At 72.4% G+C, this 23,589-nt stretch carries 24 protein-coding genes; 7 read left to right on the top strand and 17 right to left on the bottom strand.

What is annotated here, in order from left to right; genetic code table 11:
- The first annotated feature begins 50 nt into the window (after nt 1–50).
- On the top strand, nt 51–1,415 hold the full coding sequence (locus ACH01S_RS23830) for a chymotrypsin family serine protease (RefSeq protein WP_148344127.1): 1,365 nt from the start codon (nt 51–53) through the stop codon (nt 1,413–1,415).
- On the opposite strand, the gene ACH01S_RS23825 is transcribed toward ACH01S_RS23830, so the two are convergent.
- From ACH01S_RS23825 to ACH01S_RS23815, 3 genes are read right to left on the bottom strand one after another with little or no spacing between them, the layout of a single operon-like run.
- The gene (locus ACH01S_RS23825) at nt 1,405–2,058 is read right to left on the bottom strand and encodes a 3-oxoacid CoA-transferase subunit B (RefSeq protein ID WP_067895461.1); all 654 of its coding nucleotides are present in this window, start codon (nt 2,056–2,058) and stop codon (nt 1,405–1,407) included. The genes ACH01S_RS23830 and ACH01S_RS23825 overlap by 11 nt on opposite strands.
- A gap of 2 nt (nt 2,059–2,060) precedes the next feature.
- Nucleotides 2,061–2,756 carry a 3-oxoacid CoA-transferase subunit A gene (locus ACH01S_RS23820; RefSeq protein WP_067895456.1) on the bottom strand — a complete coding sequence of 232 codons (696 nt, stop codon included), beginning with the start codon at nt 2,754–2,756 and terminating at the stop codon, nt 2,061–2,063.
- On the bottom strand, nt 2,753–3,934 hold the full coding sequence (locus tag ACH01S_RS23815; RefSeq protein WP_067895452.1) for a thiolase family protein: 1,182 nt from the start codon (nt 3,932–3,934) through the stop codon (nt 2,753–2,755). The genes ACH01S_RS23820 and ACH01S_RS23815 overlap by 4 nt, the downstream gene beginning before the upstream one ends.
- Before the next feature lie 72 nt (nt 3,935–4,006).
- Between ACH01S_RS23815 and ACH01S_RS23810 the strand changes: the two genes are divergently transcribed.
- Nucleotides 4,007–4,918, top strand: a complete 912-nt coding sequence (locus tag ACH01S_RS23810) for a LysR substrate-binding domain-containing protein (RefSeq protein ID WP_067895448.1) — start codon at nt 4,007–4,009, stop codon at nt 4,916–4,918.
- Here the strand turns inward: ACH01S_RS23810 and ACH01S_RS23805 are convergent.
- The gene (locus ACH01S_RS23805; protein WP_169809340.1) at nt 4,884–5,708 is read right to left on the bottom strand and encodes an IclR family transcriptional regulator; all 825 of its coding nucleotides are present in this window, start codon (nt 5,706–5,708) and stop codon (nt 4,884–4,886) included. The two genes, ACH01S_RS23810 and ACH01S_RS23805, sit on opposite strands and share 35 nt — an antisense overlap.
- 192 nt (nt 5,709–5,900) lie before the next feature.
- On the opposite strand from ACH01S_RS23805, the gene ACH01S_RS23800 reads away from it, so the two are divergent.
- Nucleotides 5,901–6,611: an MSMEG_1061 family FMN-dependent PPOX-type flavoprotein gene (locus ACH01S_RS23800; RefSeq protein WP_083981048.1), complete on the top strand. Its 711-nt coding sequence runs from the start codon at nt 5,901–5,903 to the stop codon at nt 6,609–6,611.
- Nucleotide 6,612: 1 nt separating this feature from the next.
- A complete protein-coding gene (locus ACH01S_RS23795; protein WP_218010367.1) occupies nt 6,613–7,554 on the top strand; it encodes a PDR/VanB family oxidoreductase in 942 nt (313 codons plus the stop codon).
- Between the two features lie 59 nt (nt 7,555–7,613).
- On the opposite strand, the gene ACH01S_RS23790 is transcribed toward ACH01S_RS23795, so the two are convergent.
- The 12 genes from ACH01S_RS23790 to ACH01S_RS23735 form a co-directional block, all read right to left on the bottom strand.
- The gene (locus ACH01S_RS23790; RefSeq protein ID WP_083981047.1) at nt 7,614–8,726 is read right to left on the bottom strand and encodes a branched-chain amino acid ABC transporter permease; all 1,113 of its coding nucleotides are present in this window, start codon (nt 8,724–8,726) and stop codon (nt 7,614–7,616) included.
- The gene (locus ACH01S_RS23785) at nt 8,726–9,610 is read right to left on the bottom strand and encodes a branched-chain amino acid ABC transporter permease (protein ID WP_067895444.1); all 885 of its coding nucleotides are present in this window, start codon (nt 9,608–9,610) and stop codon (nt 8,726–8,728) included. The genes ACH01S_RS23790 and ACH01S_RS23785 overlap by 1 nt, the downstream gene beginning before the upstream one ends.
- Nucleotides 9,607–10,362: an ABC transporter ATP-binding protein gene (locus ACH01S_RS23780; protein ID WP_067895441.1), complete on the bottom strand. Its 756-nt coding sequence runs from the start codon at nt 10,360–10,362 to the stop codon at nt 9,607–9,609. The genes ACH01S_RS23785 and ACH01S_RS23780 overlap by 4 nt, the downstream gene beginning before the upstream one ends.
- Nucleotides 10,359–11,126: an ABC transporter ATP-binding protein gene (locus ACH01S_RS23775; RefSeq protein ID WP_218010366.1), complete on the bottom strand. Its 768-nt coding sequence runs from the start codon at nt 11,124–11,126 to the stop codon at nt 10,359–10,361. Before ACH01S_RS23775 ends, ACH01S_RS23780 begins: the two co-directional genes overlap by 4 nt.
- Nucleotides 11,127–11,234: 108 nt before the next feature.
- Nucleotides 11,235–12,458, bottom strand: a complete 1,224-nt coding sequence (locus tag ACH01S_RS23770) for an ABC transporter substrate-binding protein (RefSeq protein WP_067895437.1) — start codon at nt 12,456–12,458, stop codon at nt 11,235–11,237.
- Nucleotides 12,459–12,660: 202 nt separating this feature from the next.
- The gene (locus ACH01S_RS23765; RefSeq protein WP_067895434.1) at nt 12,661–13,491 is read right to left on the bottom strand and encodes an LLM class F420-dependent oxidoreductase; all 831 of its coding nucleotides are present in this window, start codon (nt 13,489–13,491) and stop codon (nt 12,661–12,663) included.
- Nucleotides 13,492–13,648: 157 nt separating this feature from the next.
- A complete protein-coding gene (locus ACH01S_RS23760) occupies nt 13,649–14,899 on the bottom strand; it encodes a 2-oxo acid dehydrogenase subunit E2 (protein ID WP_067895431.1) in 1,251 nt (416 codons plus the stop codon).
- Nucleotides 14,900–14,936: 37 nt separating this feature from the next.
- Complete coding sequence (locus ACH01S_RS23755) at nt 14,937–16,691, bottom strand: hydantoinase B/oxoprolinase family protein (protein WP_067895428.1); 1,755 nt, start codon at nt 16,689–16,691, stop codon at nt 14,937–14,939.
- 2 nt (nt 16,692–16,693) lie between these two features.
- Entirely contained in the window at nt 16,694–18,802 is a 2,109-nt protein-coding gene (locus ACH01S_RS23750; protein WP_067895425.1) for a hydantoinase/oxoprolinase family protein, read from the bottom strand.
- Between the two features lie 36 nt (nt 18,803–18,838).
- Nucleotides 18,839–19,816, bottom strand: coding sequence for an alpha-ketoacid dehydrogenase subunit beta (locus ACH01S_RS23745; RefSeq protein ID WP_067895422.1), 978 nt, complete (start codon nt 19,814–19,816; stop codon nt 18,839–18,841).
- Nucleotides 19,809–20,852 carry a thiamine pyrophosphate-dependent dehydrogenase E1 component subunit alpha gene (locus tag ACH01S_RS23740; RefSeq protein ID WP_083981045.1) on the bottom strand — a complete coding sequence of 348 codons (1,044 nt, stop codon included), beginning with the start codon at nt 20,850–20,852 and terminating at the stop codon, nt 19,809–19,811. The genes ACH01S_RS23745 and ACH01S_RS23740 overlap by 8 nt, the downstream gene beginning before the upstream one ends.
- 11 nt (nt 20,853–20,863) lie before the next feature.
- The gene (locus ACH01S_RS23735) at nt 20,864–21,910 is read right to left on the bottom strand and encodes an NAD(P)H-dependent amine dehydrogenase family protein (protein ID WP_067895420.1); all 1,047 of its coding nucleotides are present in this window, start codon (nt 21,908–21,910) and stop codon (nt 20,864–20,866) included.
- 239 nt (nt 21,911–22,149) lie between these two features.
- On the opposite strand from ACH01S_RS23735, the gene ACH01S_RS23730 reads away from it, so the two are divergent.
- Nucleotides 22,150–23,055 (top strand): alpha/beta hydrolase, encoded by a 906-nt coding sequence (locus tag ACH01S_RS23730; protein ID WP_067895418.1) that lies wholly within the window; start codon nt 22,150–22,152, stop codon nt 23,053–23,055.
- On the opposite strand, the gene ACH01S_RS46825 is transcribed toward ACH01S_RS23730, so the two are convergent.
- Entirely contained in the window at nt 23,052–23,267 is a 216-nt protein-coding gene (locus ACH01S_RS46825) for an MmyB family transcriptional regulator (protein ID WP_370671583.1), read from the bottom strand. The two genes, ACH01S_RS23730 and ACH01S_RS46825, sit on opposite strands and share 4 nt — an antisense overlap.
- On the opposite strand from ACH01S_RS46825, the gene ACH01S_RS45455 reads away from it, so the two are divergent.
- Nucleotides 23,199–23,339, top strand: a complete 141-nt coding sequence (locus ACH01S_RS45455; RefSeq protein WP_218010365.1) for a hypothetical protein — start codon at nt 23,199–23,201, stop codon at nt 23,337–23,339. The genes ACH01S_RS46825 and ACH01S_RS45455 overlap by 69 nt on opposite strands.
- Before the next feature lie 26 nt (nt 23,340–23,365).
- Entirely contained in the window at nt 23,366–23,566 is a 201-nt protein-coding gene (locus ACH01S_RS23725; protein ID WP_067895415.1) for a hypothetical protein, read from the top strand.
- Nucleotides 23,567–23,589 lie beyond the last annotated feature (23 nt).

Below are 23,589 nucleotides of genomic sequence, written 5' to 3'. Positions count from 1 at the left end.
TGAAAATCATCCGAGGTGGTCACCCAATTGCCCCCCTTGGAGAACGCGCGATGTCAGCAGGCAGCGTCCTGGCAGTTGTCACGGCAGCTCTCACCACGCTGATCGGGGTCCACACTCCGGCGGCGGCGTCTCCTGCGCCGCCGCCGGATCCTGGCGCGCGGCTCACCCCGGCGACGTCCGAGCAGGTCCGGATGGCCGAGACGCTCAGGCCCCTACACCGTCTGGCCGGCGCGGCCCTCACCACCGGCGAGCAGGACTTCGACCGCTACTACGCGGGGACGCGACTTCAGCCCGGCTTCGGCAAGGTGGAGGTATTCCTCACCGACACCGCCAAGGGCTCGCGTTTCCTGACCGCCCTCCGCAAGCGGGATCCAGGGGCGGACGCAAGCCGCCTGGTCATCAAGCCCGCCAAGTACAGCGAGCGGTATCTCACCGCCAAATCCACCCTGATAATGGCGCGAGCCCGCGCGGGAAAACTGCCTTTCGCAGTGAGTTCCACCTTCCTGCCCCCCGATGGAAGCGGACTCGCCGTCGAGGTGCCCGATCCGGAGCGGGCCCGGCGGGCCCTCGCCGCCGAGGCGGCCTCCGCGGACGCCGAAGTGTTCGACGAGGCCGTCACCGTCGTCCGCGGTGAGCGCATGGAGGCCCTCGGCGGGCGCGTGGACTTCCCGTCCCTGGCCGGCGCCGGTCTCAACATCGAGAACGACGCCGGCTACGCCTGCACCAGCGGCCTCCCCTTCTACGACAAGGCCGTCCGCGCCTACTACGTCCTCACCGCGTTCCATTGCTATGAGGCCCTTGAGTCGGTGGGCACACCGACTCATCCCGGACTCGGCCAGGTCACCGGAGTCAGCAAATCCGCCGACGCGGCGATGATCAAGGTCGTCGGCGGCGGCGCCCCCGAGGCGGTGGCGTTCGAGGACGGGCTCGACGACGAGGACGGCGGGATCAGCGGGAAAGTGATCACAGCCGTCGGCAACACGGCGGCGGGCGCCCTGGTCTGCCATGACGGCTTCATCTCGTTCGAGAACGGAAAGGGCGCCCCGTGCGACTGGGAGGTGAAAGGGAAGACGCAGTGGAACCTCACCGCGCACGGCATCACCTACACCGCGAAAGGCATGCGGGCCGAGCCGAAGTCGTCCGCCGCCGTCGCCTACCACGGCGACAGCGGGGCGGCCGTCTACACCCTCAACGGCCGTTACGCGGTGAAAGGGGTCGGCATGCTGTCGGCCGGAGGCGGCTGCGGCACCGGTTCATGCAAGGTCATGGCGTTCGTGAACGTGGGCGACATCTCCGCCGCGTTCCGAAGCCTCTCACCCATGGTCTACGACCAGGCTCCCCTGGACGGCGACGCCACCACGGCCGGTGTCCCGCGCCCGAGCGACTTCGCCGAGATCACCGCCATCACCCCGTAGCCCCCTGCGGCGCGGGGGTTTTGAGGGGGACGGGGAGGCGGGCGCGTAGGTCTTCGGGGGTTGTTCCGAATGACTCGCGGAGGGTGGCGCCGTCTGGGCCCACGTCTATTACGGCTACGTCCGTGTAGATGCGGCTCACGCAGGCCACGCCGGTCAGGGGGTAGGTGCATTCGGGGACGAGTTTCGATCGGCCCTGCTTGTCGAAGAGGGTCATCATCACGAAGACCTGCTTGGCTCCTATGGCCAGGTCCATCGCGCCGCCCACGGCGGGGATCGCGTCGGGGGCGCCGGTGCTCCAGTTCGCGAGGTCGCCCGTGGCCGACACCTGGAACGCGCCCAGGACGCAGACGTCGAGGTGGCCGCCGCGCATCATCGCGAAGGAGTCCGCGTGGTGGAAGTAGGAGGCGCCGGGGAGTTCGGTCACCGGGACCTTGCCGGCGTTGGTGAGGTCCGGGTCGACCTGGTCGCCGGTCGCGGCGGGGCCCATGTTCAGCATGCCGTTCTCGGTGTGCAGGACGACGCCGGAGTCGGCCGGGAGGTGGTCGGCGACCTTGGTCGGGCGGCCGATGCCGAGGTTGACGTAGGAGCCCGCCGGGATGTCGCGGGCGACGATCGCGGCGAGCTGGTCCGGGTTCAGGGACATGGTCAGCGCGCTCCTTGGACGGTGTAGCGGCGTTCCTCGACGCGCACCACGCGGTCGACGTAGATGCCGGGCGTGACGACCGCCTCCGGGTCCAGGGTTCCGGCCGGGACGACCTCGCCCACCTGGACGATCGTGGTGGCCGCGGCGGTGGCCATGACGGGGCCGAAGTTCCGGGCGGTCTTGCGGTAGACGAGGTTGCCCATCGTGTCGGCGCGGTGGGCGCTGATCAGCGCCACGTCGCCCCTGATCGGGTACTCCAGGAGGTGGACGCGCCCGTCGATGGTCCGGGTCTCCCTGCCCTCGGCGAGGGGGGTGCCGACGGCGGTCGGGCAGTAGAAGGCGCCGATGCCCGCCCCGGCGGCCCGCATCCGCTCGGCGAGGTTGCCCTGCGGGACGATCTCCAGCTCGATCCGCCCGGCCCGGTACAGCTCGTCGAAGACGTAGGAGTCGCTCTGCCGGGGGAACGAGCAGACCACCTTGCGGACGCGTCCGGCCTTGAGCAGCGCGGCCAGGCCGACGTCGCCGTTGCCCGCGTTGTTGGACACGATGGTGAGGTCCTTCGCGCCCTGCCGGATCAGCCCGTCGATGAGGTCGAACGGCATGCCGGCGAAGCCGAAGCCGCCGACCAGGACGGTGCTGCCGTCCGCGATCCCCTGGACGGCCTCGGCGATGGTCTCCAGGATCTCCGTGCGGCTCACGCGCGGGCCTCCGTGTTCTCCAGGACGATCGCCAGGCCCTGCCCGACGCCGATGCAGATGGCGGCGACGCCGAAGCGCTCGCCGCGCTCGCGGAGCACCTTCGCGAGCGTGCCGAGGACGCGGGCGCCGCTGGCCCCGAGCGGGTGGCCGATCGCGATCGCGCCGCCCCGGGTGTTGACGATCTCCGGGTCGACGCCCCAGGCGTCGACGCAGACGAGCGACTGCACGGCGAACGCCTCGTTCAGCTCCACCGCGCCGACCTCGTCCCAGCCGATCCCGGCGCGGGCCAGGGCGCGGTTCGCCGCCTCGACGGGGGCGTAGCCGAAGTCCTGCGGGTCGAGCGCGAAGGCGCCGCGTCCGGCGACGCGGGCGAGCGGTTCGAGGCCGAGCCGGTCGGCGGCCGCGGCCGAGCCGAGCAGCAGGGCGGACGCGCCGTCGCTCAGCGGCGAGGCGTTCCCGGCGGTGATGGTGCCGTCGGGGCGGAAGCTCGGCTTGAGCGCGGCGAGCTTCTCCGCCGACGTGTCGGCGCGGACGCCCTCGTCGCGCTCCAACCCCTCGGTGGCGACGACCAGGTCGTCGTAGAAGCCGTCGTCCCAGGCGGCCGCGGCGAGGCGGTGCGAGCGCAGCGCGAACGCGTCCTGGCGCTCCCGGGGGACGCCGTACTTCTCCTGGAGCAGCTCGTTGGCCTCCCCGAGGGAGACGGTCCACTCCTTCGGCATGCGCGGGTTCACCAGCCGCCAGCCCAGCGTCGTCGACACCGCGGTGACGTCGGCGGCGGGGAACGGCCTGCGCGGCTTCGGCAGCACCCACGGCGCGCGGGTCATCGACTCGACCCCGCCCGCGATCACCACGTCGGCGTCGCCCGTCTCGATCGTCCGGGACGCGATCATCGCCGCGTCGAGGCTGGACCCGCACAGCCGGTTGACGGTCGAGCCCGGCACGCTGGTCGGCAGCCCGGCGAGCAGCGCGGCCATCCTGCCGACGTTGCGGTTCTCCTCGCCCGCGCCGTTCGCGTTGCCCCAGACGACCTCGTCGATCGCCGCCCGGTCCAGCCGGGGCGCCCGCTCCAGCAGCGCGGTGATCACCCCCGCCGCGAGGTCGTCCGGCCGGACGTCCGCGAGGGCGCCGTTGAACCGTCCGAATGGCGTCCGGACGGCCGAGTACAGGTAGGTGCTCATGCGATCGAGGTTAGGCGGCCTGCCTTGATACAGTGAAGTATCAATATTCGCTCCAATTGAGACGCTCACGATATGGATCTGCGTCACCTGCGGTACTTCGTCGCGGTCGCCGAGGAGCTCCACTTCGGACGCGCCGCCGAACGCCTCACCATGGCCCAGCCGCCGCTGTCGCAGGCGATCCGCAGGCTCGAGGCCGACCTCGGCGTGGAGCTGCTCCACCGCAGCACCCGCCGCGTCGTCCTCACCGACGCGGGGCGCGGCTACCTCGCGCGCGCCCGGAAGATCCTCGGCGAGGTCGACGACGCGGCGCTGGAGGCCCGCCGCATCGCGGCCGGGGCCGTCGGCCACCTCACGATCGGCTGCGTCGGCACCGCGACCTACAGCCTGCTGCCCGCCCTCTCCCGCGGCCTGTCGACGGAGCTGTCCGGCGTCGACTTCTCGTTCCGCGGCGAGATGCTGGTGCCCGACCAGGTCGCCGCGCTGCGCGCCGGCGGGATCGACCTGGCGCTGCTCCGGCCGCCGATCGCCGACGCGTCCCTCACCGTCCTGCCGCTGCGCCGCGACCGGCTCGTCGTCGCGGCCCCCGCCGACCACCCGCTCGCCGCGCGGCGGCGGATCGGGATCGGCGACCTCGCGGACGCCGACCTAATCGTCCACTCGGCGGACCGCCGGTCGGTGATGTACGACGTGGTCCTCGGGCTGTTCCGGGACGCCGCCGTCGAGCCGCGGATCCGGCACGAGGTCGGCGAGACGTCCACCCTCGTCACGCTCGTCGCCGGCGGCCTCGGCGTCGCCGTCGTCCCGGAGCCGGTGACCGCGCTGGCCCTCGACGGCGTCGTCTTCCGCCCGCTGGCGCGGCCCGCCGTCACCGTCGACCTCGCGATCGCGCACCGGACCGACCGCACCGAGCCGCACCTGCTCCGGGCCGTCTCGGTCGTCCGGCGGATCGTCAGCGGTGGTCGGAGTCGATCGCCAGCTCGGTGACCAGGGTGCTGATGGCGCGGGCGGTCTCGACGACCTGGGGAGCGATGACGTCCCGCAGCTCGGTCTTGTCGAGCGGGCGCGCGATGGAGACGTTGATCGCGGCGATGGGACGGTCGGAGGCGTCGAAGACGGGCGCGCCGACCCCGCGGATCCCGAGGACCATCTCCTCGTCGTTCAGGGAGTAGCCGCGGCTGCGGACGCGGTCGAGCTCCTGGGCGAGCTTGCCGAAGTCGGTGATCGTGTACTGGGTGACGGCCTCCAGCTCGCGGCCGCCGAGGATCTGCTCGACCTCCTCGCGGGGCAGGAACGCGAGGATCGCGCGTCCGAGCGAGGTGGCGTGGACGGGCAGCCTGCTCCCGACGAACAGCCGCAGCGCGAGGAGGTCGTCGTTGAGCAGCCGCGCGACGTAGACGACTTCCGCGCCACTCAGCAGCGCCATGTTGACCGTCTCGCCGGTGCTCTCGCGCAGCCGCTGGAGATAGGGGCGCGCCATCTCCGGCAGTTCCCGGCTGCTCAGCGCCGCGCGCGCCAGCGAGATCGCCTTCAGGCCGGGACGGAACGTCCTGGACTGGGTCTCCTCCAGATAGCCGAGATTCAGTAGCGTCTGGCAGAACCGGTACGCGGTCGCGCGGTTGAGCTCGGTCAACGAGGCGATCTCGCTCGTGGTGAGCTCCGGGCGCCTCTCGTTGAACAGCTCCAGGATGGCGAGCGCGCGCGAGACGGACTGGATGCCGTCCTTCTTGCCGCCTCCGGCATCACCAGGCGAATTATCGTTCGATGTGCGAGCCACAGGCACGATGGTAGCCCACAGCGGCGGACGGTCGCATTCCGCGCGCGGCACGCACGCCGAGCTCCCGCAGCGAAGGGCGTCCTGTCAGCGACAAGTCCCTGCTGCGGCCCTTCGCGGCGGGGCGCCAGGGTCGGGCGCGCACCGACCAGGGCGGACCTTCTCCGGCCAGGGAGAGCAGAGTATGCTCACGATATGAGCGTGCAGTCGAATCGTGAACAGATCCGGCTCGCATCCGAGGGGCGCCGGGGAACCGCCGCCGCCGGTGCGGTCGCGACGCCGTGGCGGACGGCCTACCGGCGGCTCGGCGCCGCCGAGACGCGCGGCCTGCTGGGCGACCCCGACCCGGAGACCCGGCTGAAGATCATCGATCACCTCGACCGGAACTGCCTGGCCTTCATCGCCCACTCGCCGTTCTGCTGCATGGCCACCGCGGACGCTTCCGGCGCGGCCGACTGCACGCCCCGCGGCGACTATCCCGGATTCGTCCGCGCGCTCGACGAGCGGACGCTCGTCATCCCCGACCGGCTCGGCAACAAGCTGGGCGACTCCTTCTCCAACATCGCCGAGAACCCGCACGTCGGGCTGCTCTTCTTCGTCCCGGGGGTGGTGGAGACCCTCCGCGTGAACGGACGCGCGTACATCACCGACGACGAGGACCTCCGGACGATGCTGGAGCAGGACGACGTGCGTCCCGAGCTGGCCACCCTCGTCGAGGTCGACGAAGCCTACCTGCACTGCGGCCGGTCGCTGCTGAGATCGCGGCTCTGGGAGGAGGACATGCGCGACCTGGCGGGCGAGATCCCCTCCCCCGGCACCTTCTGGGCGGACGCGGCGGCCACGGAGGGGCTCGACGCCGAACGGCTCGACCGCCTCTTCGACGACGGCTACCAGGAGCTCTACTGAGATGATGATCCGTGAAGGCGGGCGCCTCCTGACCGTGACGGGGATCGACCGTCCGGCCCGCGACATCGTGTCCCTCCGGCTCGCGGACCCGGCCGGGGGCCCGCTCCCGGCCTGGGAGCCGGGCGCCCACATCGACGTCCAGCTGGTCACGCGCCATCTCCGGCAGTACTCCCTGTGCGGGAGCCCCGCCGACAGGTCCAGCTACCGCATCGCGGTGCTCAGGGAGCGGCTGTCCCGGGGCGCGTCCGCCTACATGCACACGTACCTGCGCGTCGGCAAGCAGGTGCGGGTGTGGGAGCCGCGCAACCACTTCGTGCTGCGCCCGGCGGAGCGCTACGTCTTCCTGGCCGCCGGGGTCGGGATCACGCCGATCCTGCCGATGGTCGAGCGGGCGCGGGACGCCGGGATCCCGTGGAGGCTGGCCTACAGCGTCCGGACGCCGGAGGAGGCCGCGTTCCGCGACGAGCTGGCCGAGCTGGGCGAGGCGGTGACGCTGCGGGCCACGAGCACCGAAGGGCGGCTGGACGTCCGCGAGTACGTCGGGCCGTTCGAGGAGGGGACGGCCGTCTACTGCTGCGGCTCCCCCGGCTTCGTCGAGGCCGCGGAGGAGGCCGTGGCCGGGTGGCCTGCGGGGACCTTCCACGTCGAGCGCTTCCTTCCCGTTCCGAGGGACTTCGGCCCAAGCGAGCCGTTCGAGGCCGTGTGCGCGCGCTCGGGGCTGCGGGTTCCGGTGGACGCCGGGGTCAGCCTCCTCACCGCGCTTCGCCGCGCGGGCGTGCGCGTCGCGGGCGGCTGCCTGAAGGGGGTGTGCGGCTCGTGCGCCGTCACGGTGCTGGACGGCGTCCCCCAGCACCGCGACTCCCTGCTGACCGCCGACACGGCGGACCGCATGCACGCCTGCGTCTCCCGCGCCGCGACCCCGGAGATCGTCCTGGACGTCTAGCGCCGAAGACCGAAGAGGGGGAGGCGACCGGACGCCTCCCCCTCTCGCCGTGTCGGGCCTCACTCCTCCGCGGCGACCTCGGCGGGTGGCCTGACCGGCGGGGCGGCCGTCCCGGGCTCCGGGGACGCGGGCGTCCGGCCCTCGAACTGCACCTCCGAGGCACCGAGCAGTCCGCTCGGACGCCACCGCAGCATCAGGATCAAGGCGACGCCGAGCGCGGCGAACGAGATCCCGCTCGGCGCGTGGACGTCGACGCCCGCGATCGACACGCCGCTCTCGACCTTGCGCAGCACCTCGTTGATGACGGTGATCACGGCCGTGCCGAGCAGCGCCCCGCTGATGCCCCCGATGCCTCCGACGATCGCCATGGCGATCACCAGGACGAGCTGCGGGATGTAGAACGACCCGGGAGAGAACGCGGTGAGCAGTTGCGCGTACAGGGCCCCGGCGATGCCGGTGATGAACGCCGACAGGACGAACGCCCACAGCCGCGAGCGCAGCACCGACACCCCGGCCGCCTCCGCCGCCGCGGGCTGGTCCCGGACGGCGCGGGCCCGCAGCCCCGCCGCCGACCACTTGAACCACGCGCTGAGCACCGCCACGACGGCGAGGCACGCGTAGACCCCGGCGAACGTGGTGTTCTCCGGGACGCCGAACAGCGACTGCGGCCCGCGCGTCAGCGGCGTCGCCTGGGCGATGACGTTGCTGACGATGATCAGCAGGCCCAGGGTGGCGATGGACGCCGCCGCCCCCGACAGGCGCATCAGCGCGGGCCCGGTGAGCAGCGCGAGGAGCGCGGCGGCGGCGCCGCCGATCAGCAGCGCGGGCAGGAACCCCACCTCGAAGCCCGCGAGCGGGCCCGGCAGGTCCGGCAGGGTGACCTCCTTGTCGATCACCGGCATCGCGGCGATGCCGCCCGCGTACGCGCCGACGGCCATGAACGCGACGTGGCCGAACGAGACGATGCCGGTGTTGCCGACGAACACCTGGAACCCGATCACCAGGATGGCGTTGATGCCGAACAGCAGGACGATCTCCGCCATCGTCGGCGCGAGGAACAGCAGGGCGCCGAGCAGCGTCACCACGCCCGCCGCCAGCAGCGCCCCGGCCGTGGCGCCGAGGCGTCCGCGCAGGTCGGGCGGGCTGTCCTTGCGCAGTGCGAGCCTGATCATCAGGCGGCCTCCGTTCGGGCGCCGCTGAGCCCGCCGGGCCGCAGCACGAGTAGGGCGATGACGACCGCGAAGACGATCGCCTGCGCGTAGGTGATCGCCCCGGACGGAAGGACGACGTTCATGCCGACCTCGATCCCGCCGAGCGCGAGCCCGCCGAGCATGGCGCCCGAGGTGCGGCCGAGGCCGCCGAGGACGATCGCGATGAACGCCTTCAGGGTGGGCTCCAGGTCGGACCGCGGGGTCACCGCGCCGACCTTGGCGAACCAGAGCAGCCCGACCACTCCGGCGATCGCGCCGCTGATGCCGAAGGCGATCATCAGCACGCGGTCGGGCCGGATCCCCATCAGCCGGGCGGTCTCCGGCGACTCCGCGGCGGCGCGCAGGTGGGCGCCGAACGGGGTGCGGTGGAGCAGCCCGTAGAAGGCGGCGACGACGAGCGCGCCGCCCGCGATGGTGACGACCTGGAGCACCGGGACGCGCAGCCCGCCCGCCGCGATGACACCGGTCAGGAAGTCCGGGGTGTTCAGCACCCGGGGCTTCTCACCGAAGATCAGGATCGCGACGTACTGCATGATCAGCAGCACGCCGAACGAGGTGATCAGCAGGGTGATCTGCGGCGCGCCGATGAAGGGCCGGAAGGCGACCCGTCCCATCGCCATCGACAGCGCGGTGACGAACAGGATGCACAGCGGGACCACGAGGACGAACGGCAGGCCCGCGTCGACCAGGACGCAGGCCCCGTAGCCGCCCCACACCAGCAGCAGCCCGTAGGCGAAGTTGATCAGGTTCATGACGCTGAACACCAGCGTCAGGCCGAGCGCGAGCAGGGCGTAGGTGGAGCCGACGCTCAGGGCGTCGAGCACGTGCTGGACGAGCGCCGTCATCGCTCGGCCCCCTTCAGCCCGAAGTACGCCTCGATGAGCAGCTCGTCGGCCTTCATCTCCGCCGCGTCGCCGTCGAGGACCTTCTCGCCGAGCTTCAGGCAGCAGGCGCGGTCGACGAAGTCGAGGGCCCGCCGGGACGACTCCTCCACGACGATCAGGCTCTGCCCCGCCTCGCGGAGGCTTCGGAGCACGGTGTACACCTCGTTTCCCATCTTCGGCGCGAGGCCCAGGCAGGGCTCGTCCAGGACGAGCAGCTTCGGCGCGGCCATCAGCGCCCGCCCGATCGCGAGCATCTGCTGCTGGCCGCCGGACAGGTCGCAGCCCCTGGACGTCCGCCGCTTGGCGAGGACGGGGAACGTCCCGTACACCCGGTCGAGCACCTCGCGCTCGTGCGCGCGCCGTTCGGCGGTCGACATCCGCCGCCGCAGGCAGGTGGCGCCGATCAGGAGGTTCTCCTCGATCGACAGGGTCGCGAAGATGCCGCGCCCCTCCGGGGCGAGCGCGATCCCGAGGGCGGCGCGCTCCTCGGCGGGCAGGCCCGTCACGTCCTCGCCGCCGAACCGGACGGCGCCCTCCCACGGGGCGAGCAGGCCGGAGATCACCTTCATCAGCGTCGACTTGCCCGCCCCGTTGGCGCCGAGCACGGCGACGGCCTCGCCCGGGGCGACGGTGAGGGAGACGCCCTTCAGCACCTTCGTGGCGCCGTAGCCGACCACGAGGTCCGAGACCTCCAGGAGTGGTTGCGCGCTCATTCGGCCCCCAGGTACGCCGCCACGACGCGGGGCTGCTTGAACGCCTCCCGCGGCGCGCCTTCATAGATGACGGCGCCCTCGTCGAGGACCTGGACCCGGTCGCTGATGCCAAGGACGAGGTTCATGTCGTGGTCGATGACCAGGACGCCGCATCCCCGCTCGCTCCGGATCTCGTGGATCAGCTCCCGCAGCTCGGCGGTCTCGCCGTCGTTCAGCCCGGCGGCGGGCTCGTCGAGCAGCAGCACCCGCGGGTTCCCGGCGAGCGCCCGCGCGATCTCCACCCGGCGCTGCGTGCCGTAGGACAGGGTGGAGACGATCTCGCGGGCGACGTCGTCCACGCGCAGGCTCCGCAGCAGGCCCTCCACGTCCTTCGGGGACGTCGCCCCCGAGGACGCGTTGAGGCCGACGAGCACGTTCTCCCGCACGGTCAGCTCGCCGAACAGCTTGAGGTTCTGGAACGTCCTGGCGATGCCGCCCTTGGCGCGGCGGGCGCGGGACGCGCGGGTGATGTCGCGGCCGTCCAACCGGATCTCGCCCTGGTCGATCCGGAGCGCCCCGGAGACGCAGTTGACGAGCGTGGTCTTGCCCGAGCCGTTCGGCCCGATCAGCCCCAGCACCTCGCCCGCCGCCAGGGCCAGGTCGACGCCGTCCAGCGCGGTGAGCCCGGAGAACCGCTTGACCGCCCCGGTCACCCGCAGCAGCGCCCCCTCCGCCTCCCGCCCCGGACTCCGCGTCCGCGAGGCAGGCGCAGACGCCGCATTCACGCCGCCCCACCTTCCAGGAAATTCGCTGCGGTCATGACGCCCTACCTTTCTGGGGGACGACCCCCAGACCCCCGGGGCGAGCGCGCCATGATCCTCGCTTCGCTGCGGTCATGACGCCTCGTTCCTGATCGCCGTCGCGTTGTAGGCGGTGACGGACTTGAGCTTGCCGCCTTCGAGGCCGACGATCGTCGGGCTCCAGACGGCGTAGCCGTCCTTCCAGTGGTCGAGGGTGCCGCCGGGGACCTTGAGGCCGCGCTGCTCGCGGATCGCCTTGGCGGCCGACGCGGCGTCGGTGACGTCCTTGCGCTGGAGCGCGGTGTCGACGGCCAGGAACGTCTGGTAGGCGCCCGGCGCGTTGGCCTGCTCGGGGAAGTGCCCGAACATCTTCTGGTACGCCTCGGCGAACTTCGTGACGGCCGGGTCGGTCTTCGGGTCGACGCCCGCCCCGTCGAAGTAGACCTGGGCGGCGTAGTAGATCTTGTCGGCCCGGCCGGTTCCGACGAGCTTCGGCAGCTCCCGCGTCTGGAGGGTGATGTTGCCGAGCACCGGCGTGTCCACTCCGGCGGCCCGGAGCTGCTTGACGAAGGTGCCGACCGCCGGGAAGACCGCCAGGGCCTGGACGACGTCGGGCTTCGCGGCCTTGATCTTGGAGATGGTGGAGCTGAAGTCGGACTGCCCGCCGAGCGAGTCGACCCGGTCGACCCCGCTCACCTTGCCGCCGCCGCCCTCGTACAGCTTCCGGTAGGCGGTGTCCTGCTCGGTGAAGTAGGCGAGTCCGGGGTCGAGCACCTGGAAGGTGGTCCGCCACTTGCGGTCCAGGGAGAACTTCGCCTGCGCCAGCCCGAGCTCGGTGGTGGTGATCCCGCCGCTGAAGAAGCGGTCGCCGACGGCCTTGCCGAAGACGGTGGACGAGGCCGCGAGCGACAGCGTCAGCAGCCCCTCCCGCTGGCCGATGCGGGCGGCGGCGACGCCGGTGTCGAAGTCGTCGGCGACCACCAGGATCTGGGCGCCCTTCGCGATGAGCGAGCGCGCGACCTGCGCGGCGACGGCGGGGTCGGACTTGGTGTCGCCGGTGATGGTCTCGATCTTGCAGCCCTTGATCCCGCCCCGGGCGTTGATCTCCTGGATCGCGACCTGGAGCCCGCGCTTCCCCGCGACGTCGAAGAACGAGGCGAACCCGCTGTCGGCCTTGGCGACGCCGACCAGGACCTTCCCGTCCTTGCAGGCGAGGGAGCCCGCGCCGCCCTCCTTGCGGTCGGAGGCGGTCGAGCACGCCACCGCCCCGGCCAGCGTCGCTCCGGCGGCGACCACGGCCGGCCACCGGCGCCTCATGAGGTGTGGATGCGCCATGTCTCCTCCAGGTTCGATCGACATGCGTGCGCATGTTCGCGAAGTGAAATCACGCTAACGCGCGGGTATTCCGCGGTCAAGGTTGTCGACTGTCTGACATCAATGCAGGAAGAGGCGTCAATACGGGTGATCGGCAAACGCTCTGAGACGGCGGCGGATTCACCATACGATCGCCTATTCATTTTCACTGCCCGTCCAGACGCAGGGCGGCGCGAAGCTCGGCCACCCGGCGGCGGGCGCCGTCGGCGTCGCCGGGCGGCAGCCAGAACACGCACCGGTGCGCCCCCGCCTCCGCGTAGCGGTCGACGTCGGCGGGGTCGCAGCCGTAGACGGTCACGGGCGCGTCGGCCCATCCGGCGGCGCGCGCCCGCTCGCGGTACTCCGCGATGCGGTCGGGGAGGTCGGGGGCCGGTTCGGGCAGCCACTCGGTCCCGTAGGACAGGACGCGGTCCAGAACGGTGGGGCCGTTCCCGCCGATGAGGATCGGGACCGGCGACTGGACGGGCTTGGGCCACGACTGGATGCGGTCGAACGAGACGTAAGGCCCCGAGTATGTGGCGACGTCCTCGGTCCAGATCGTCCGCATCGCCTTTATCCGGTCCGCCATCACCGAGAGGCGCCGCTTGGGGTCGGTGCCGTGGTTCTCCAGCTCCTCGCGGTTCCACCCCGCCGCGACGCCGAACAGGAACCGTCCGCCGGACAGCAGGTCCAGCGTCGCGACCTCCTTCGCCGTCGTGATCGGGTCCCGCTGGGAGACCAGGCAGATGCCGGTGCCGACCCGGAGCGCGCTGGTCGCGCACGCGACGGCCGTGAGCGCGACGAACGGGTCGAGGGTCCGCGCGTACTCGGGCGGCACGTCACCGCCCTCCGGCTTGAAATGCGCCGTGCGCTCGACGGGCATGTGCGTGTGCTCCGGGAAGAACAGCGACTCGAAACCGCCGTCCTCGGCGAGCCGCGCGAGGTCCGCGGGCGTCAGGCCCTGATCCGTCGCGAAGACGGCGAGACCGAACTTCATCGAGAAACTCCTGGTGGAAGGGGTGTCCAGTGGTCACGGGGCACACGCGGTGCGCCATGCGAGCATGAATGCGTGATGTGAACGGAGGCCGCGCCGGGTGCGCCCGGTGGGGCGGTGTGCGGCGCGGCCTCCCGGGCGGTCCCGGGAGGCCGCCGTCTCAGCCGCCGGGGCCGGTGGCGGGCCCGCCGTCCGCCAGGCGCTCGGCCACCGCCGTCAGGAAGCGCGCCGCGTCGGCGCCGTCGATCAGCCGGTGGTCGTAGGTGAGCGCGAGGCAGAGCATCGACCGCACCGCGACGACCTCGCCCAGCGCCGGATGCGCCACGGCCACGGGCCGCCTCGTGACCGCGCCCGCGCCGAGGACCGCGACCTGCGGCTGCGCGATGACCGCCGTGGCGAACAGGGCCCCTTCCGCGCTCCGGTCGTCGAGCGTGAACGTGGCGCCGCTCAGCTCCTCGGGGGCGAGGCGGCCGGTCCGCGCCCGGTCGTGGAGATCGTCCAGCGCGCGGGCGAGCCCGGCCAGGTTGAGGCGCCCGGCGTCCCGGATCACCGGCGCCACCGGCCCGTCCGGCGTGTCGACCGGGACGGCGAGGTGCGTCCCGTCCGGGTGGACGATCTCCTTCCGGTCCAGGTCGACGCGCGCTCCGAGGATCGGGTGCGCCCTGAGCGCGCTCAGCGCGGCGAGGGCGAGGAACGGCCGCAAGGTCAGCTCGACGCCCTCGCGCGCCCGGAAGGACGCGGCGGCCGCCTCGCACGACCGGACGGTCTCGGTGACGTCCGCCTCCACGACGGTGGTCAGGTGCGCGCTGGTGCGCAGCGACTCCAGCGCGCTCGCGGCGAAGGCCCGCCGCGCCGGACCGATCCCCACGACCGCCCCTCCCCGCACCGCCTGCGGGACAGGGGCGATAGGCGGCGGCTGCGGCGGGTGCGGCGGGCGCGCGGCCGCCAGGACGTCGCCCCGCCGGACGCGGTCGCCGCTTCTGGACGGCCGCAGTGACGCCAGGTCGACTCCGTGCTCGCGCGCGAGCGTCCGGACGAACGGCGTCACGTAACCCCCGGAACGAGCCCGGCTCCTAACCGCGACGCCATTGCCCCGATCAGGCGCCACCGGGTGCGGAGTCCGCGCGACCGGGGCGGGCGGCGGCGGGACGGCGGGTAGCGCGGCCGCCGGGACGGCCTCGGTGATCGTCGCGAGCTGCGTGCCGGTGTCGACCGTCTCGTCCTCCTGGACGAGGATCGACCGGAGGATCCCGGCGGCGGGCGAGGGGATCTCCGTGTCCACCTTGTCGGTCGACACCTCCAGCAGGGGTTCGTCGGCCTCGACGGAGTCGCCCGCGCCTTTCAGCCAGCGGGTGACGGTGCCCTCGGTGACGCTTTCACCGAGTTGCGGCATGGTGACGGGGACGTCCATGCGCGGAGCCCTCTCTCAAAGAAGCCTTGGAAGGCGGTCAACTGGACGCTTGCTCCGCGCGCAACCGCGCTGTCGCGGCTTCATCGATCGACAGGTCCGGACGCAGGGAGACGCGGTAGACGTCCCGCGCGCGCTCTGGGCTGATCCAGCCCTCGCGCACGTCCTCCCGGACGTGGTCGGGGTCGCGCTCCGCCGGGGGCCCGTACCCGCCCCCGCCGGCGGTGATCGACACGATGCGCTCGCCGTCCGCGAGTTCGACGAGGCCCTGCGAGGACAGTTCGGTGAGCTCGCCCGCGCGGTCGCGGCGCAGGTGCCGGGTGAGGCCGCCCGCGCCGCCGCCGCGCACGCCGAGCGCCGGGAAGACCGCGCCGTCGGAGCCGTAGACGACCGTCATGGACGTCCCCACCGGCCCGTACTCGACTTCCGCCGAGGGGGCGCCGCGGAACCGTCCCGCGCCCTCGGTGTCCTGGACGAGCCGCTGCCGGGTCACCCGGATGGGGTGCGTCATCTCCGCGATCTCCACGCTGTCCCGGCGGAGCATGCCCGCGCAGCCCACGTGGAAGATCGTCAGCCAGGCGTCCGACCAGGGGGTGGCGGCCCCGCCGGTCACCGCGAGGAAGATCTGGTTGACGAACGGCCGCCCGCCCGACCTCGGGTCGACGCCCGACACGACCGCCGCCGCCGCCGGAATGACGGCGCCGCACTCGGCCAGTCCGATGCCCTCGGCCAGTTCCGCCATGCCGCGCTGGACGGCGTTCGTCACCCGGTCGGCCAGGTTGGTGGTCGCCGCCGAGCAGCTGTGCGGGTGGACGGGGACGCCCACGGCGCTGCCGTCCCGCAACCGGACCTTCACCCGGCGCAGGCTTCCCGCGTTCGGCGGCACGCCCTCGCCGACGGAGTTGAAGACGCCGATCAGGGCCGCCGTGGCGGCCGTCGACTCGGTGAGGTTCAGGCCGTTCGGCAGGCAGTCGACGTTGTCGGTGAGGTCGACGTGGATCTCCTCGTCCGCCGACCGGATGTCGATGCCGATCTTGATGTCCAGGCCCTCGGGGATGCCGGGGAAAGGATCGTGCCTGGTGGTGAGGTTCAGCCGCCCGGCGGGGAGTCCGGCGATGGCGTCGCGCATCCGGCCCTCGCTGTAGGCGAGCCACTCGTCGACGAACTCCTGGAGCACGTCCCAGCCGAGCTCCTCGCCCAGTTCGAGGATGCGGCGCTCCCCGAGGCGCACCGCGCCGATCAGCGCGAGGTAGTCGCCCCACCACTGGTCCGGCACCCGGACGCGGAGCCGCAGCATGCGGAGGATGTCGTCGTTGTCCTGGTAGTCGGTCTGGACGCGGCAGGCGTCGAACAGGAGGGTGCCCTCCTCGTAGACGTCGCGGGCGTCCGTCATGTAGGTCGTCGGCTTGGAGTTGCCGCAGTCGGCCTGGTGGGCCTTCGCGAGGACCGAGAACCGGTGGACGCCCTCGTCGTCCACGACCGGCACCAGCATCGCGTGGTCGGCGGCGTGCGAGTTGCCGTTGTACGGCGAGTTGTGCAGGTAGGCGTCGCCGCGCCGCATCTCGGGGTGGAAACGCAGCACCGCCTTCGAGATCAGGTCGGGGCCGCTCATCATGTGGATGGGCAGGCTCTCCGCGCCCATCACCAGTTCGTGGTCGGCGCTGACGATGCAGCAGGAGAAGTCGTGGGCGCTGTTCAGGACCCCCGACCGGCTGGACCGGAAGACCGTGTTCATCATGGCCTCCACGACCACGTTCAGGCGGTTGCTGATCACCGCCATGCGCACGCCGTCCATCGTCACTTGCCCCCTCGTCCGCCGGCGGCGTCCGCGGCCGGGGCGGCGGCCGCCCTCGTCCCGGGGACGACGTGGATGGTGCCGCTGGCGCGGCGGGTGAACACGGCGCCGTCGTCCACGACGATCGTCGTGGTCGCCGACTCGACGATCGCCGGTCCGCGCAGCTCCGCGCCGACCGGCACCGACTCCAGCCGCCAGACCTCCGCGCGCACGAGCCCGACGCCCGGCAGGTAGATGTCACGTTCCAGGTGCGCGCCGTCGCCCGTCCCGGCCTCGGGCAGGACGGGGTCGGTGATGCGGCAGCGCGCCCGGACGTGCCAGCTCTCGAACTCGATCGGCGAGCCGGGGTCGTCCACGGCGAACGCGTCCCGGTGCACCTCGTGGAACGCCTTCTTCAGCCGTTCGAGCCCTTCGGCGTCCAGCGACCCCTCCGAGCCGAGCTGCACTTCCAGTTCCCACACCTGGCTCGGATAGCGCGCCTCGACGGAGAACTCGACGGACGTCTCGACGGCGCCCGCGCCCGGCCCGGCGATGAAGTCCCGGGCCCGGACCGCGAGGTCGGCGAGCACCGCGTTGACGCCCGCGAAGTCGAACGCCTCGGTGGTGGTCCGGAACGTCGTCTCGAAGCCGCGCGACAGGTCGGAGATCAGCGCGCCCGCCGCGCTCAGCGCCGGGCCCATGATCGGGACGATGACCTCCCGGCAGCCGAGCCGCCGCGCGATCGCCACGGTGTTGAACCCGGCCGCGCCGCCGCCGCCGACCAGGACGGCCTGCGCGACGTCGATGCCCTTCTGCCCGCTGATCTCCTCGATGGCGCCGACCATGCGCTCGGTCGCGAGCCGGTAGACGGCGCCCGCCGCCTCCATCACGTCCAGTCCGAGCGGCTCCGCGATCTGCGTCCTGATCGCCTCGCGGGCCGCCTCCAGGTCGAGCGCCGAGCGCCCGCCGAGGAAGTAGCCGGGGTCGAGGTAGCCGAGGACGAGGCACGCGTCGGTCATCGTGGGGCTGGTGCCGCCCCGCCCGTAGCAGACCGGGCCGGGGTCGGCGCCCGCGCTCTGCGGCCCGACGTGCAGGAGCCCGCCCGCGTCCACCCACGCGATGCTGCCGCCGCCCGCGCCGACGCTGCGCACGTCGACCGACGGGAACCCGGTCATGTGGCCGCGGAACGGCTCGCCGATCCAGGACTCGCGCGTCCACGGGATCCGGCCGTTCCGCACGACGCTGACGTCGTAGCTGGTCCCGCCGGTGTCGGCGACGATGGCCATGGACGCCGTGGTGTCCAGGTCGGCGAAGAAGCGTCCGGCGACGGGGGCCATCGCGGGGCCGGAGTTCAGCGAGTGGATCGGGGACGCCGCCACGTCCTCGGCGTCGAGCGCCCCGCCCGCGGAGGTGACCATGAGCACCCGGCCGGCGAAGCCCGCGTCCCGCAGCCGCCCCTGGAGCCCGCTGATGTAGGCGGTCATCAGCGGCTTGAGCGAGGCGTCGATCGCGGTCGCCGACGCGCGCCGGTACTCCCGGACGCAGGGGTTGAGCTGGTGCGAGAGCGTCACCGGGACGTCCGGCAGCAGCTCCCGCAGCAGCTCGCCGACCCGCAGCTCGTGGACGGGGTTGGCGATGGACCACAGCAGGCACACCGCGACGGCCTCGACCCGCTCCCGGCGCAGCCTGCCCGCGAGGTCGGCCACGGCCTGCTCGTCCAGCTCCCTGACCACCTCGCCCTGGGCGCCGACGCGCTCGGGGATCTCGAAGGTGAGCGAGCGCGGGACGTACGGCTCTGGGTACGGCTGCCGCTGGTTGAAGATGTCGCGCCTACCGCCCTCGCGGAGCAGCAGGATGTCGGGATGGCCCTCGGTCGTGAGGAACGCCGTCCGCGCCACCTTCTTCGTCAGCACCGCGTTCAGCCCGCGCGTGGTGCCGTGGACGAGCATCGTGCCGCGCTCCAGCAGCTCCCGCCGCGTGCACCCGCGGTCGGCGGCGGCGACCTCGAACGCGTTGAGAATGCCCTGGATCGGGTCCGCGGGCACGGTGGAGCTCTTGTGGACGCTCAGGCGGCCCTCGTCCTCGATGACCAGGTCGGTGAAAGTGCCACCGGTGTCGACTGCAAACCTCATGGAGACGTTCCTGCTCTCAGGTCGCCGCGGCGACGGTCAGTAGATCGCGAGCTTGCGCAGTTCGCCGGCGATGCGTTCGGCGGTGGGGACGATCTCGTCCTCAAGGGCGTGCCCGTAGGGGATCGGGACGCGTTCGGAGCCGACCCGCACGACCGGCCCGTCGAGGCTCTCGAAGCAGTGCTCGCCCGCCCACGCGGCGACCTCGCCGCCCCAGCCGCAGAACTCGACGGCCTCGGAGACGACGGCGAGCTTGCCCGTCCGCCTCAGCGACGCCTCGATCGAGGCGGTGTCCAGGGGCCACAGGTAGCGGAGGTCGATAACCTCGCACGCGACGCCCTCGGCGGCGAGCTCCGCGGCCGCCAGCTCGCAGCGCTCGACCATCCGCCCGGCCGACACGACGGTGAGGTCGTCCCCGGCGCGCGCGACCCTGGCCCCGAAACCGTCCGGGCCGGTGCGCGCATCGATATCCCCTGAAGTGCGGAAATACAGGTTCTTGCTCTCCAAGAAAATCACGGGATCGTCGGAACGTATAGCGTGCCGGAGCATCCAGTAGGCGTCCGAGACGTTGCTCGGCATCGCGACGACCAGCCCCGGGACGTGCGCGAACAGGCTCTCCAGGCTCTGCGAGTGCTGCGGGCCGTGGTTGGTGCCCCCGCCGCCCGGCATCCGGATGGTCAGCGGCACGCTGAACTGGCCGTTGCTCATGTAGCGGATCTTCGCGCCGAGGTTGATGATCTGGTCGAGGGCCAGCAGGACGAAGTCCGAGAACATGATCTCGACGACCGGGCGCATGCCCTCGGCGGCGGCGCCGATCGCGAAGCCCACCACGCCCGCCTCGGCGATCGGCGAGTCCAGCACCCGGTCCTCGCCGAACCTCTCGGCCAGGCCCTGCGTGACGGTGAAGACCCCGCCGAGCGCCGCGACCTCCTCGCCCATGACGACGACGCTCTCGTCGGCCGCCATCTCGGCCTCCAGCGCGGCGCGCACCGCTTCGGCGTATTTGACCTCACGCATGGTTCTGCAGCTCCGGGGAGGTGTAGACGAACGATTTCGCGGCGGCCGCGGGGGGCCGCTCGGCCGCCTCGGCCCGGTCCCGCGCGGCCTCGATCTCCGCGGCCACCTCGGCGTCGATCCGGGCGACCCGGTTGCCGGGGTGCGCCTCCAGCCGGGCGCGGAGGTTCGCGATCGGGTCGTTGAGCGCCATCCAGTCCCGCCCGGCCGACTTCGGCCGGTACCGGTAGTCGGGGTCGGAGAGGCTGTGCGGCCGGACGCGGAACACGCCGCATTCGAGGAACGCCGGAGTCCCCGCCCGCACCCGCGCGACCATCTCCCTGGCGGTCTCGGCCACGGCGACCACGTCCCGTCCGTCGACGTAGCGGGCGTGCACGCCCGTCCCCTCGACGATGCGCGCGATGCTGCCCGGCGGCCCGAAGAGGCGGTCGGACGGCATCGAGTGCGCAAGGCCGTTGTTCTCGCAGACGATCAGGCAGGGGCTCGCCCAGAACCGCGCGAGCAGCAGGGTCTCGTGGGTGACGCCCTGCGCGAACCCGCCGTCGCCGATGAAGGCCACCGCGATGTCGTCGCCGCCGGCCCGGCGCCTGCGCGCCCACGCCGCGCCCGCCGCCCAGGGCAGGCCGCCCGCGACGATGGCGTTCTCGCCGAGGAACCCGCTGCGCCGGTCGTGCAGGTGCATCGAGCCGCCGCGCCCGCCGCTGACGCCGGACGTCCGGCCGAACAGCTCGGCGAAGACGCCCTCCATGGGCACGCCCTTGGCGAGCGCGTGCCCGTGCCCGCGGTGGGTGCTCGTGACCATGTCGCCGCCGCGCAGCGCCGCGCAGACGCCGACCGCCGCGGCCTCCTGGCCGAGCGAGGAGTGGAACGACCCGGACATGCGTCCGAGCCGGTGCATCTTCTCGATCTCCAGCTCGACGGCGCGGACGACGGTCATGCCGCGGTAGAGCTCGTGCGCCGCGTCCAGGTCGGCGGGGCCGACCGGCAGGCCGGTGAACGCGCCCGCCGGACTGTGCGGGTTTGCTGCTGTCTGGGTCATGGGGGCTCACTTCACCGGAAGGGATGGGACTGCAGGTCGTGCCAGGCGCCGGCGGCGGGCAGGTCCTTCACGGTCCTGAGGCCGGGCGCCGCCTGGAGCACCCCGGGGATGCTGTTCACGAGCTGCGCCGACGTCGCCGGGATCGCGTCCATGCCGGGCGACAGCGTGAGGTTGACCGGGTGCAGGCCCTCGACGGTGATCGAGTCGACGGTCTCGAAGCCCGCGCTCTCCGGGCGCAGGTGCAGGATCAGCTCCATCTCGACGAACGGGACCCCGCCGACGAGTCCGGTGGCCTTCTGCAGGAAGCCCTCGGTGTGCCCGGCGGGCACGTGCCCGTACCGGGTCGGGGCCGGGGTCTCGGCGACGAACGGGACGAACCGCTCGGTGACCGGGCCGTCGAGCAGCAGGCCGAGCCGCTCGCAGACGAGCTCGATCGACTCGGGGAACCCGACGTGACCGGCGATCGCGCCCGCCTCGTGGCCCTTCTCGAACTCCTCGGGGGTGTAGCCGATCCCGAGGCGGCGGTGGATGTTCTCCCCGAAGCCGGACACGTCCACGGCGCGCTTCCCGCGGATCGTGCGGACGTCCCAGGACACGCCGGTCGCGGCGACGAGGAGCGAGTCGAAGAGGAAGCCGGGGTTGACGCCCGTGCCGAGGACGGTCGCGCCGCCCGCGCGGGCTGCCGCGTCGATGCGCGCCGCCGCCGGGGCGTGCCGGGTGAACGGGAAGGCGAGTTCCTCGCAGGGTGAGACGACGTCCACGCCCGCCTGGGCGCAGGCGACGATGTCGTCCTCGGTGTCGCGCAGGAACGAGCCCGTCGCGTAGACGACGATCTGCGGGTCGGCCGCCAGGACCTGTTCGAGCCCGTCCACGACGACGGGTCCGCCCGGCGTGGCCGAGCCCACCACCTCGTGCAGGGGACGGCCCACCGCGTCGGGTTCCTTGGTCGCCGCGCCGACGATCTCGAACCCCGTCCGGTGGTCCAGCAGGAGACGGGCGGCCGCGCCGCCGATGCTGCCGAGGCCGCATAGGCCGATCCGGATCGGACGAGGGCTCATCAGGTCTCCTCGAATGCACGATTAGCGAACATGAGTACGTATTATGAGCGTGCTGCCGAGCGTGTCAAGAGGGCGAAGGCGGCGTCTCTCCTGTTGAGAAGTCCTGCCACCTCTGCCGTTGCCCGTTCGGCGGCGGGCCGCCCGGTGACCCGGACACGCCGCTACGCTATGTTCATCATCCGTGCATCTGACCGCATATGGCTAGATGCTGGGACCCATGAGATGACCAGGGAGCCGGAATGGCAGAACCACGCGCGGTGACCGTGCCCAGCGACGGCGACGAGCTGAGCGGCCTGCTCTACGTCCCGGACGGCCCCGGGCCCCATCCCGCCGTCGTCCTCGCGGGAGGGTGGTGCTACGTCAAGGAGGTGGCCCAGCCGCTGTTCGCGGAGGTCTTCGCGGAGGCCGGGGTCGCCGCGCTCCTCATCGACTACCGCCACTTCGGCGGGAGCACGGGAGAGCCGCGACGGCACATCGACCCCTGGCGGCAGATCGAGGACTACCGGAACGCGATCTCCCACCTACAGGCGCTCGACGAGATCGACGGCGCCCGGATCGGGGCCTGGGGCATCTCCTACAGCGGCGGGCACGTCCTCATCCTCGGCGCGATCGACCCGCGCGTCCGCGCCGTGTGCTCGGTCGTCCCCGTCATCGACGGTTGGGACAACCTCCGCCTCTCGCACGGCACGGTGAGCTTCCGCGCCCTGCGCGCCGCCCTGGAGGAGGCGCGCGCCCGGCTGTTCGAGACGGGCGAGCACACCTACATCGACCACCAGCCCGTCGAACTCGGAGCCGTCGGAACGTTCCCGTTCCCGGCGAGCCGCGACACCTTCGCCCGCATCAAGGCGACGGAGGCGCCCGGCTACGTCGGCGACGCCACGGCCCGGTCGACCGAGATGCTGCTCGCCTACAGCGTCCGCCCGTTCCTCTCGCGCCTTGTCGCCACGCCCACCCTGATGTGCGTCGCCGAGGGCGACGACCACACGCACTGGGACCTCGCGGCCGAGGCGTTCGACGCGATCCCCGGGCCGCGCAAGAAGTTCCACGTCGTCCCCCGCTCCACCCACCTGACCCTCTACGAGGACGTCCAGGTGCGTCGCGAGACGGCCAAGGTCGCGGCCGACTGGTTCACCGAGCACCTCTAAAACGCTGCGCTCGCCAGCAGGTGGAGGGCGTCCGTGGACGCGGGCCAGCTCGTCCCAGTAGCGCAGCGAGTCGCGGGTGAGCAGGTCCAGGAAGAACATGCGGGGTCCGGGTCGGCGGGCGCGTCGAAGTCGACGTGGGCGGCGTGCAGGGCGTGGCCGGTGCGGTTCCAGGCCAGCACGTCGCCGCGGCGACCGAGGACGACGGCGGGCATCGACTCGCCCAGGGACGACAGCAGCGCCAGGCCGCGCGGGTGCGGGTGCTCGGGCTCGGGCCGGACTGCTGACCAGCCACTTCACGATCGCGGGCGGGTTGCTCCTGCTGCTGCCCACGGGCGTCTCCGGCGGGGTCGGCTGGTATGTCGCGTCCACCGCCGTCGCGGGCGTGGGCTACGGGATCTCCTTCGCCGTCGTCGCCGCCGCGCTGCACGCCGCCTTGGGCGCCGTCACCGTGCGCCGCGTCCCGCGCCCGGCCGCCGACGCCCCGCGAACTGGACCATCCTGGACCTCTTGAATTGGACCTGTCGGACGGGCCAT

Origin of the sequence: Actinomadura chibensis NBRC 106107, from assembly GCF_001552135.1 — a bacterium.
In the GTDB taxonomy this organism is placed as follows: domain Bacteria; phylum Actinomycetota; class Actinomycetes; order Streptosporangiales; family Streptosporangiaceae; genus Spirillospora; species Spirillospora chibensis.
Note: the sequence above shows the minus strand (reverse complement) of the source record. Positions and strands in the feature narration are given on the sequence as shown.

Bases quoted from the DNA above. Each gene is read 5' to 3' on its own strand.
- ACH01S_RS23830 (WP_148344127.1), top strand. From the start codon at position 51: ATGTCAGCAGGCAGCGTCCTGGCAGTTGTCACGGCAGCTCTCACCACG.
- ACH01S_RS23825 (WP_067895461.1), bottom strand. From the start codon at position 2,058: ATGTCCCTGAACCCGGACCAGCTCGCCGCGATCGTCGCCCGCGACATC.
- ACH01S_RS23815 (WP_067895452.1), bottom strand. From the start codon at position 3,934: ATGAGCACCTACCTGTACTCGGCCGTCCGGACGCCATTCGGACGGTTC.
- ACH01S_RS23810 (WP_067895448.1), top strand. From the start codon at position 4,007: ATGGATCTGCGTCACCTGCGGTACTTCGTCGCGGTCGCCGAGGAGCTC.
- ACH01S_RS23800 (WP_083981048.1), top strand. From the start codon at position 5,901: ATGAGCGTGCAGTCGAATCGTGAACAGATCCGGCTCGCATCCGAGGGG.
- ACH01S_RS23795 (WP_218010367.1), top strand. From the start codon at position 6,613: ATGATGATCCGTGAAGGCGGGCGCCTCCTGACCGTGACGGGGATCGAC.
- ACH01S_RS23790 (WP_083981047.1), bottom strand. From the start codon at position 8,726: ATGATCAGGCTCGCACTGCGCAAGGACAGCCCGCCCGACCTGCGCGGA.
- ACH01S_RS23785 (WP_067895444.1), bottom strand. From the start codon at position 9,610: ATGACGGCGCTCGTCCAGCACGTGCTCGACGCCCTGAGCGTCGGCTCC.
- ACH01S_RS23780 (WP_067895441.1), bottom strand. From the start codon at position 10,362: ATGAGCGCGCAACCACTCCTGGAGGTCTCGGACCTCGTGGTCGGCTAC.
- ACH01S_RS23770 (WP_067895437.1), bottom strand. From the start codon at position 12,458: ATGAGGCGCCGGTGGCCGGCCGTGGTCGCCGCCGGAGCGACGCTGGCC.
- ACH01S_RS23765 (WP_067895434.1), bottom strand. From the start codon at position 13,491: ATGAAGTTCGGTCTCGCCGTCTTCGCGACGGATCAGGGCCTGACGCCC.
- ACH01S_RS23760 (WP_067895431.1), bottom strand. From the start codon at position 14,899: ATGGACGTCCCCGTCACCATGCCGCAACTCGGTGAAAGCGTCACCGAG.
- ACH01S_RS23755 (WP_067895428.1), bottom strand. From the start codon at position 16,691: ATGGACGGCGTGCGCATGGCGGTGATCAGCAACCGCCTGAACGTGGTC.
- ACH01S_RS23750 (WP_067895425.1), bottom strand. From the start codon at position 18,802: ATGAGGTTTGCAGTCGACACCGGTGGCACTTTCACCGACCTGGTCATC.
- ACH01S_RS23745 (WP_067895422.1), bottom strand. From the start codon at position 19,816: ATGCGTGAGGTCAAATACGCCGAAGCGGTGCGCGCCGCGCTGGAGGCC.
- ACH01S_RS23740 (WP_083981045.1), bottom strand. From the start codon at position 20,852: ATGACCCAGACAGCAGCAAACCCGCACAGTCCGGCGGGCGCGTTCACC.
- ACH01S_RS23735 (WP_067895420.1), bottom strand. From the start codon at position 21,910: ATGAGCCCTCGTCCGATCCGGATCGGCCTATGCGGCCTCGGCAGCATC.
- ACH01S_RS23730 (WP_067895418.1), top strand. From the start codon at position 22,150: ATGGCAGAACCACGCGCGGTGACCGTGCCCAGCGACGGCGACGAGCTG.
- ACH01S_RS46825 (WP_370671583.1), bottom strand. From the start codon at position 23,267: ATGCCCGCCGTCGTCCTCGGTCGCCGCGGCGACGTGCTGGCCTGGAAC.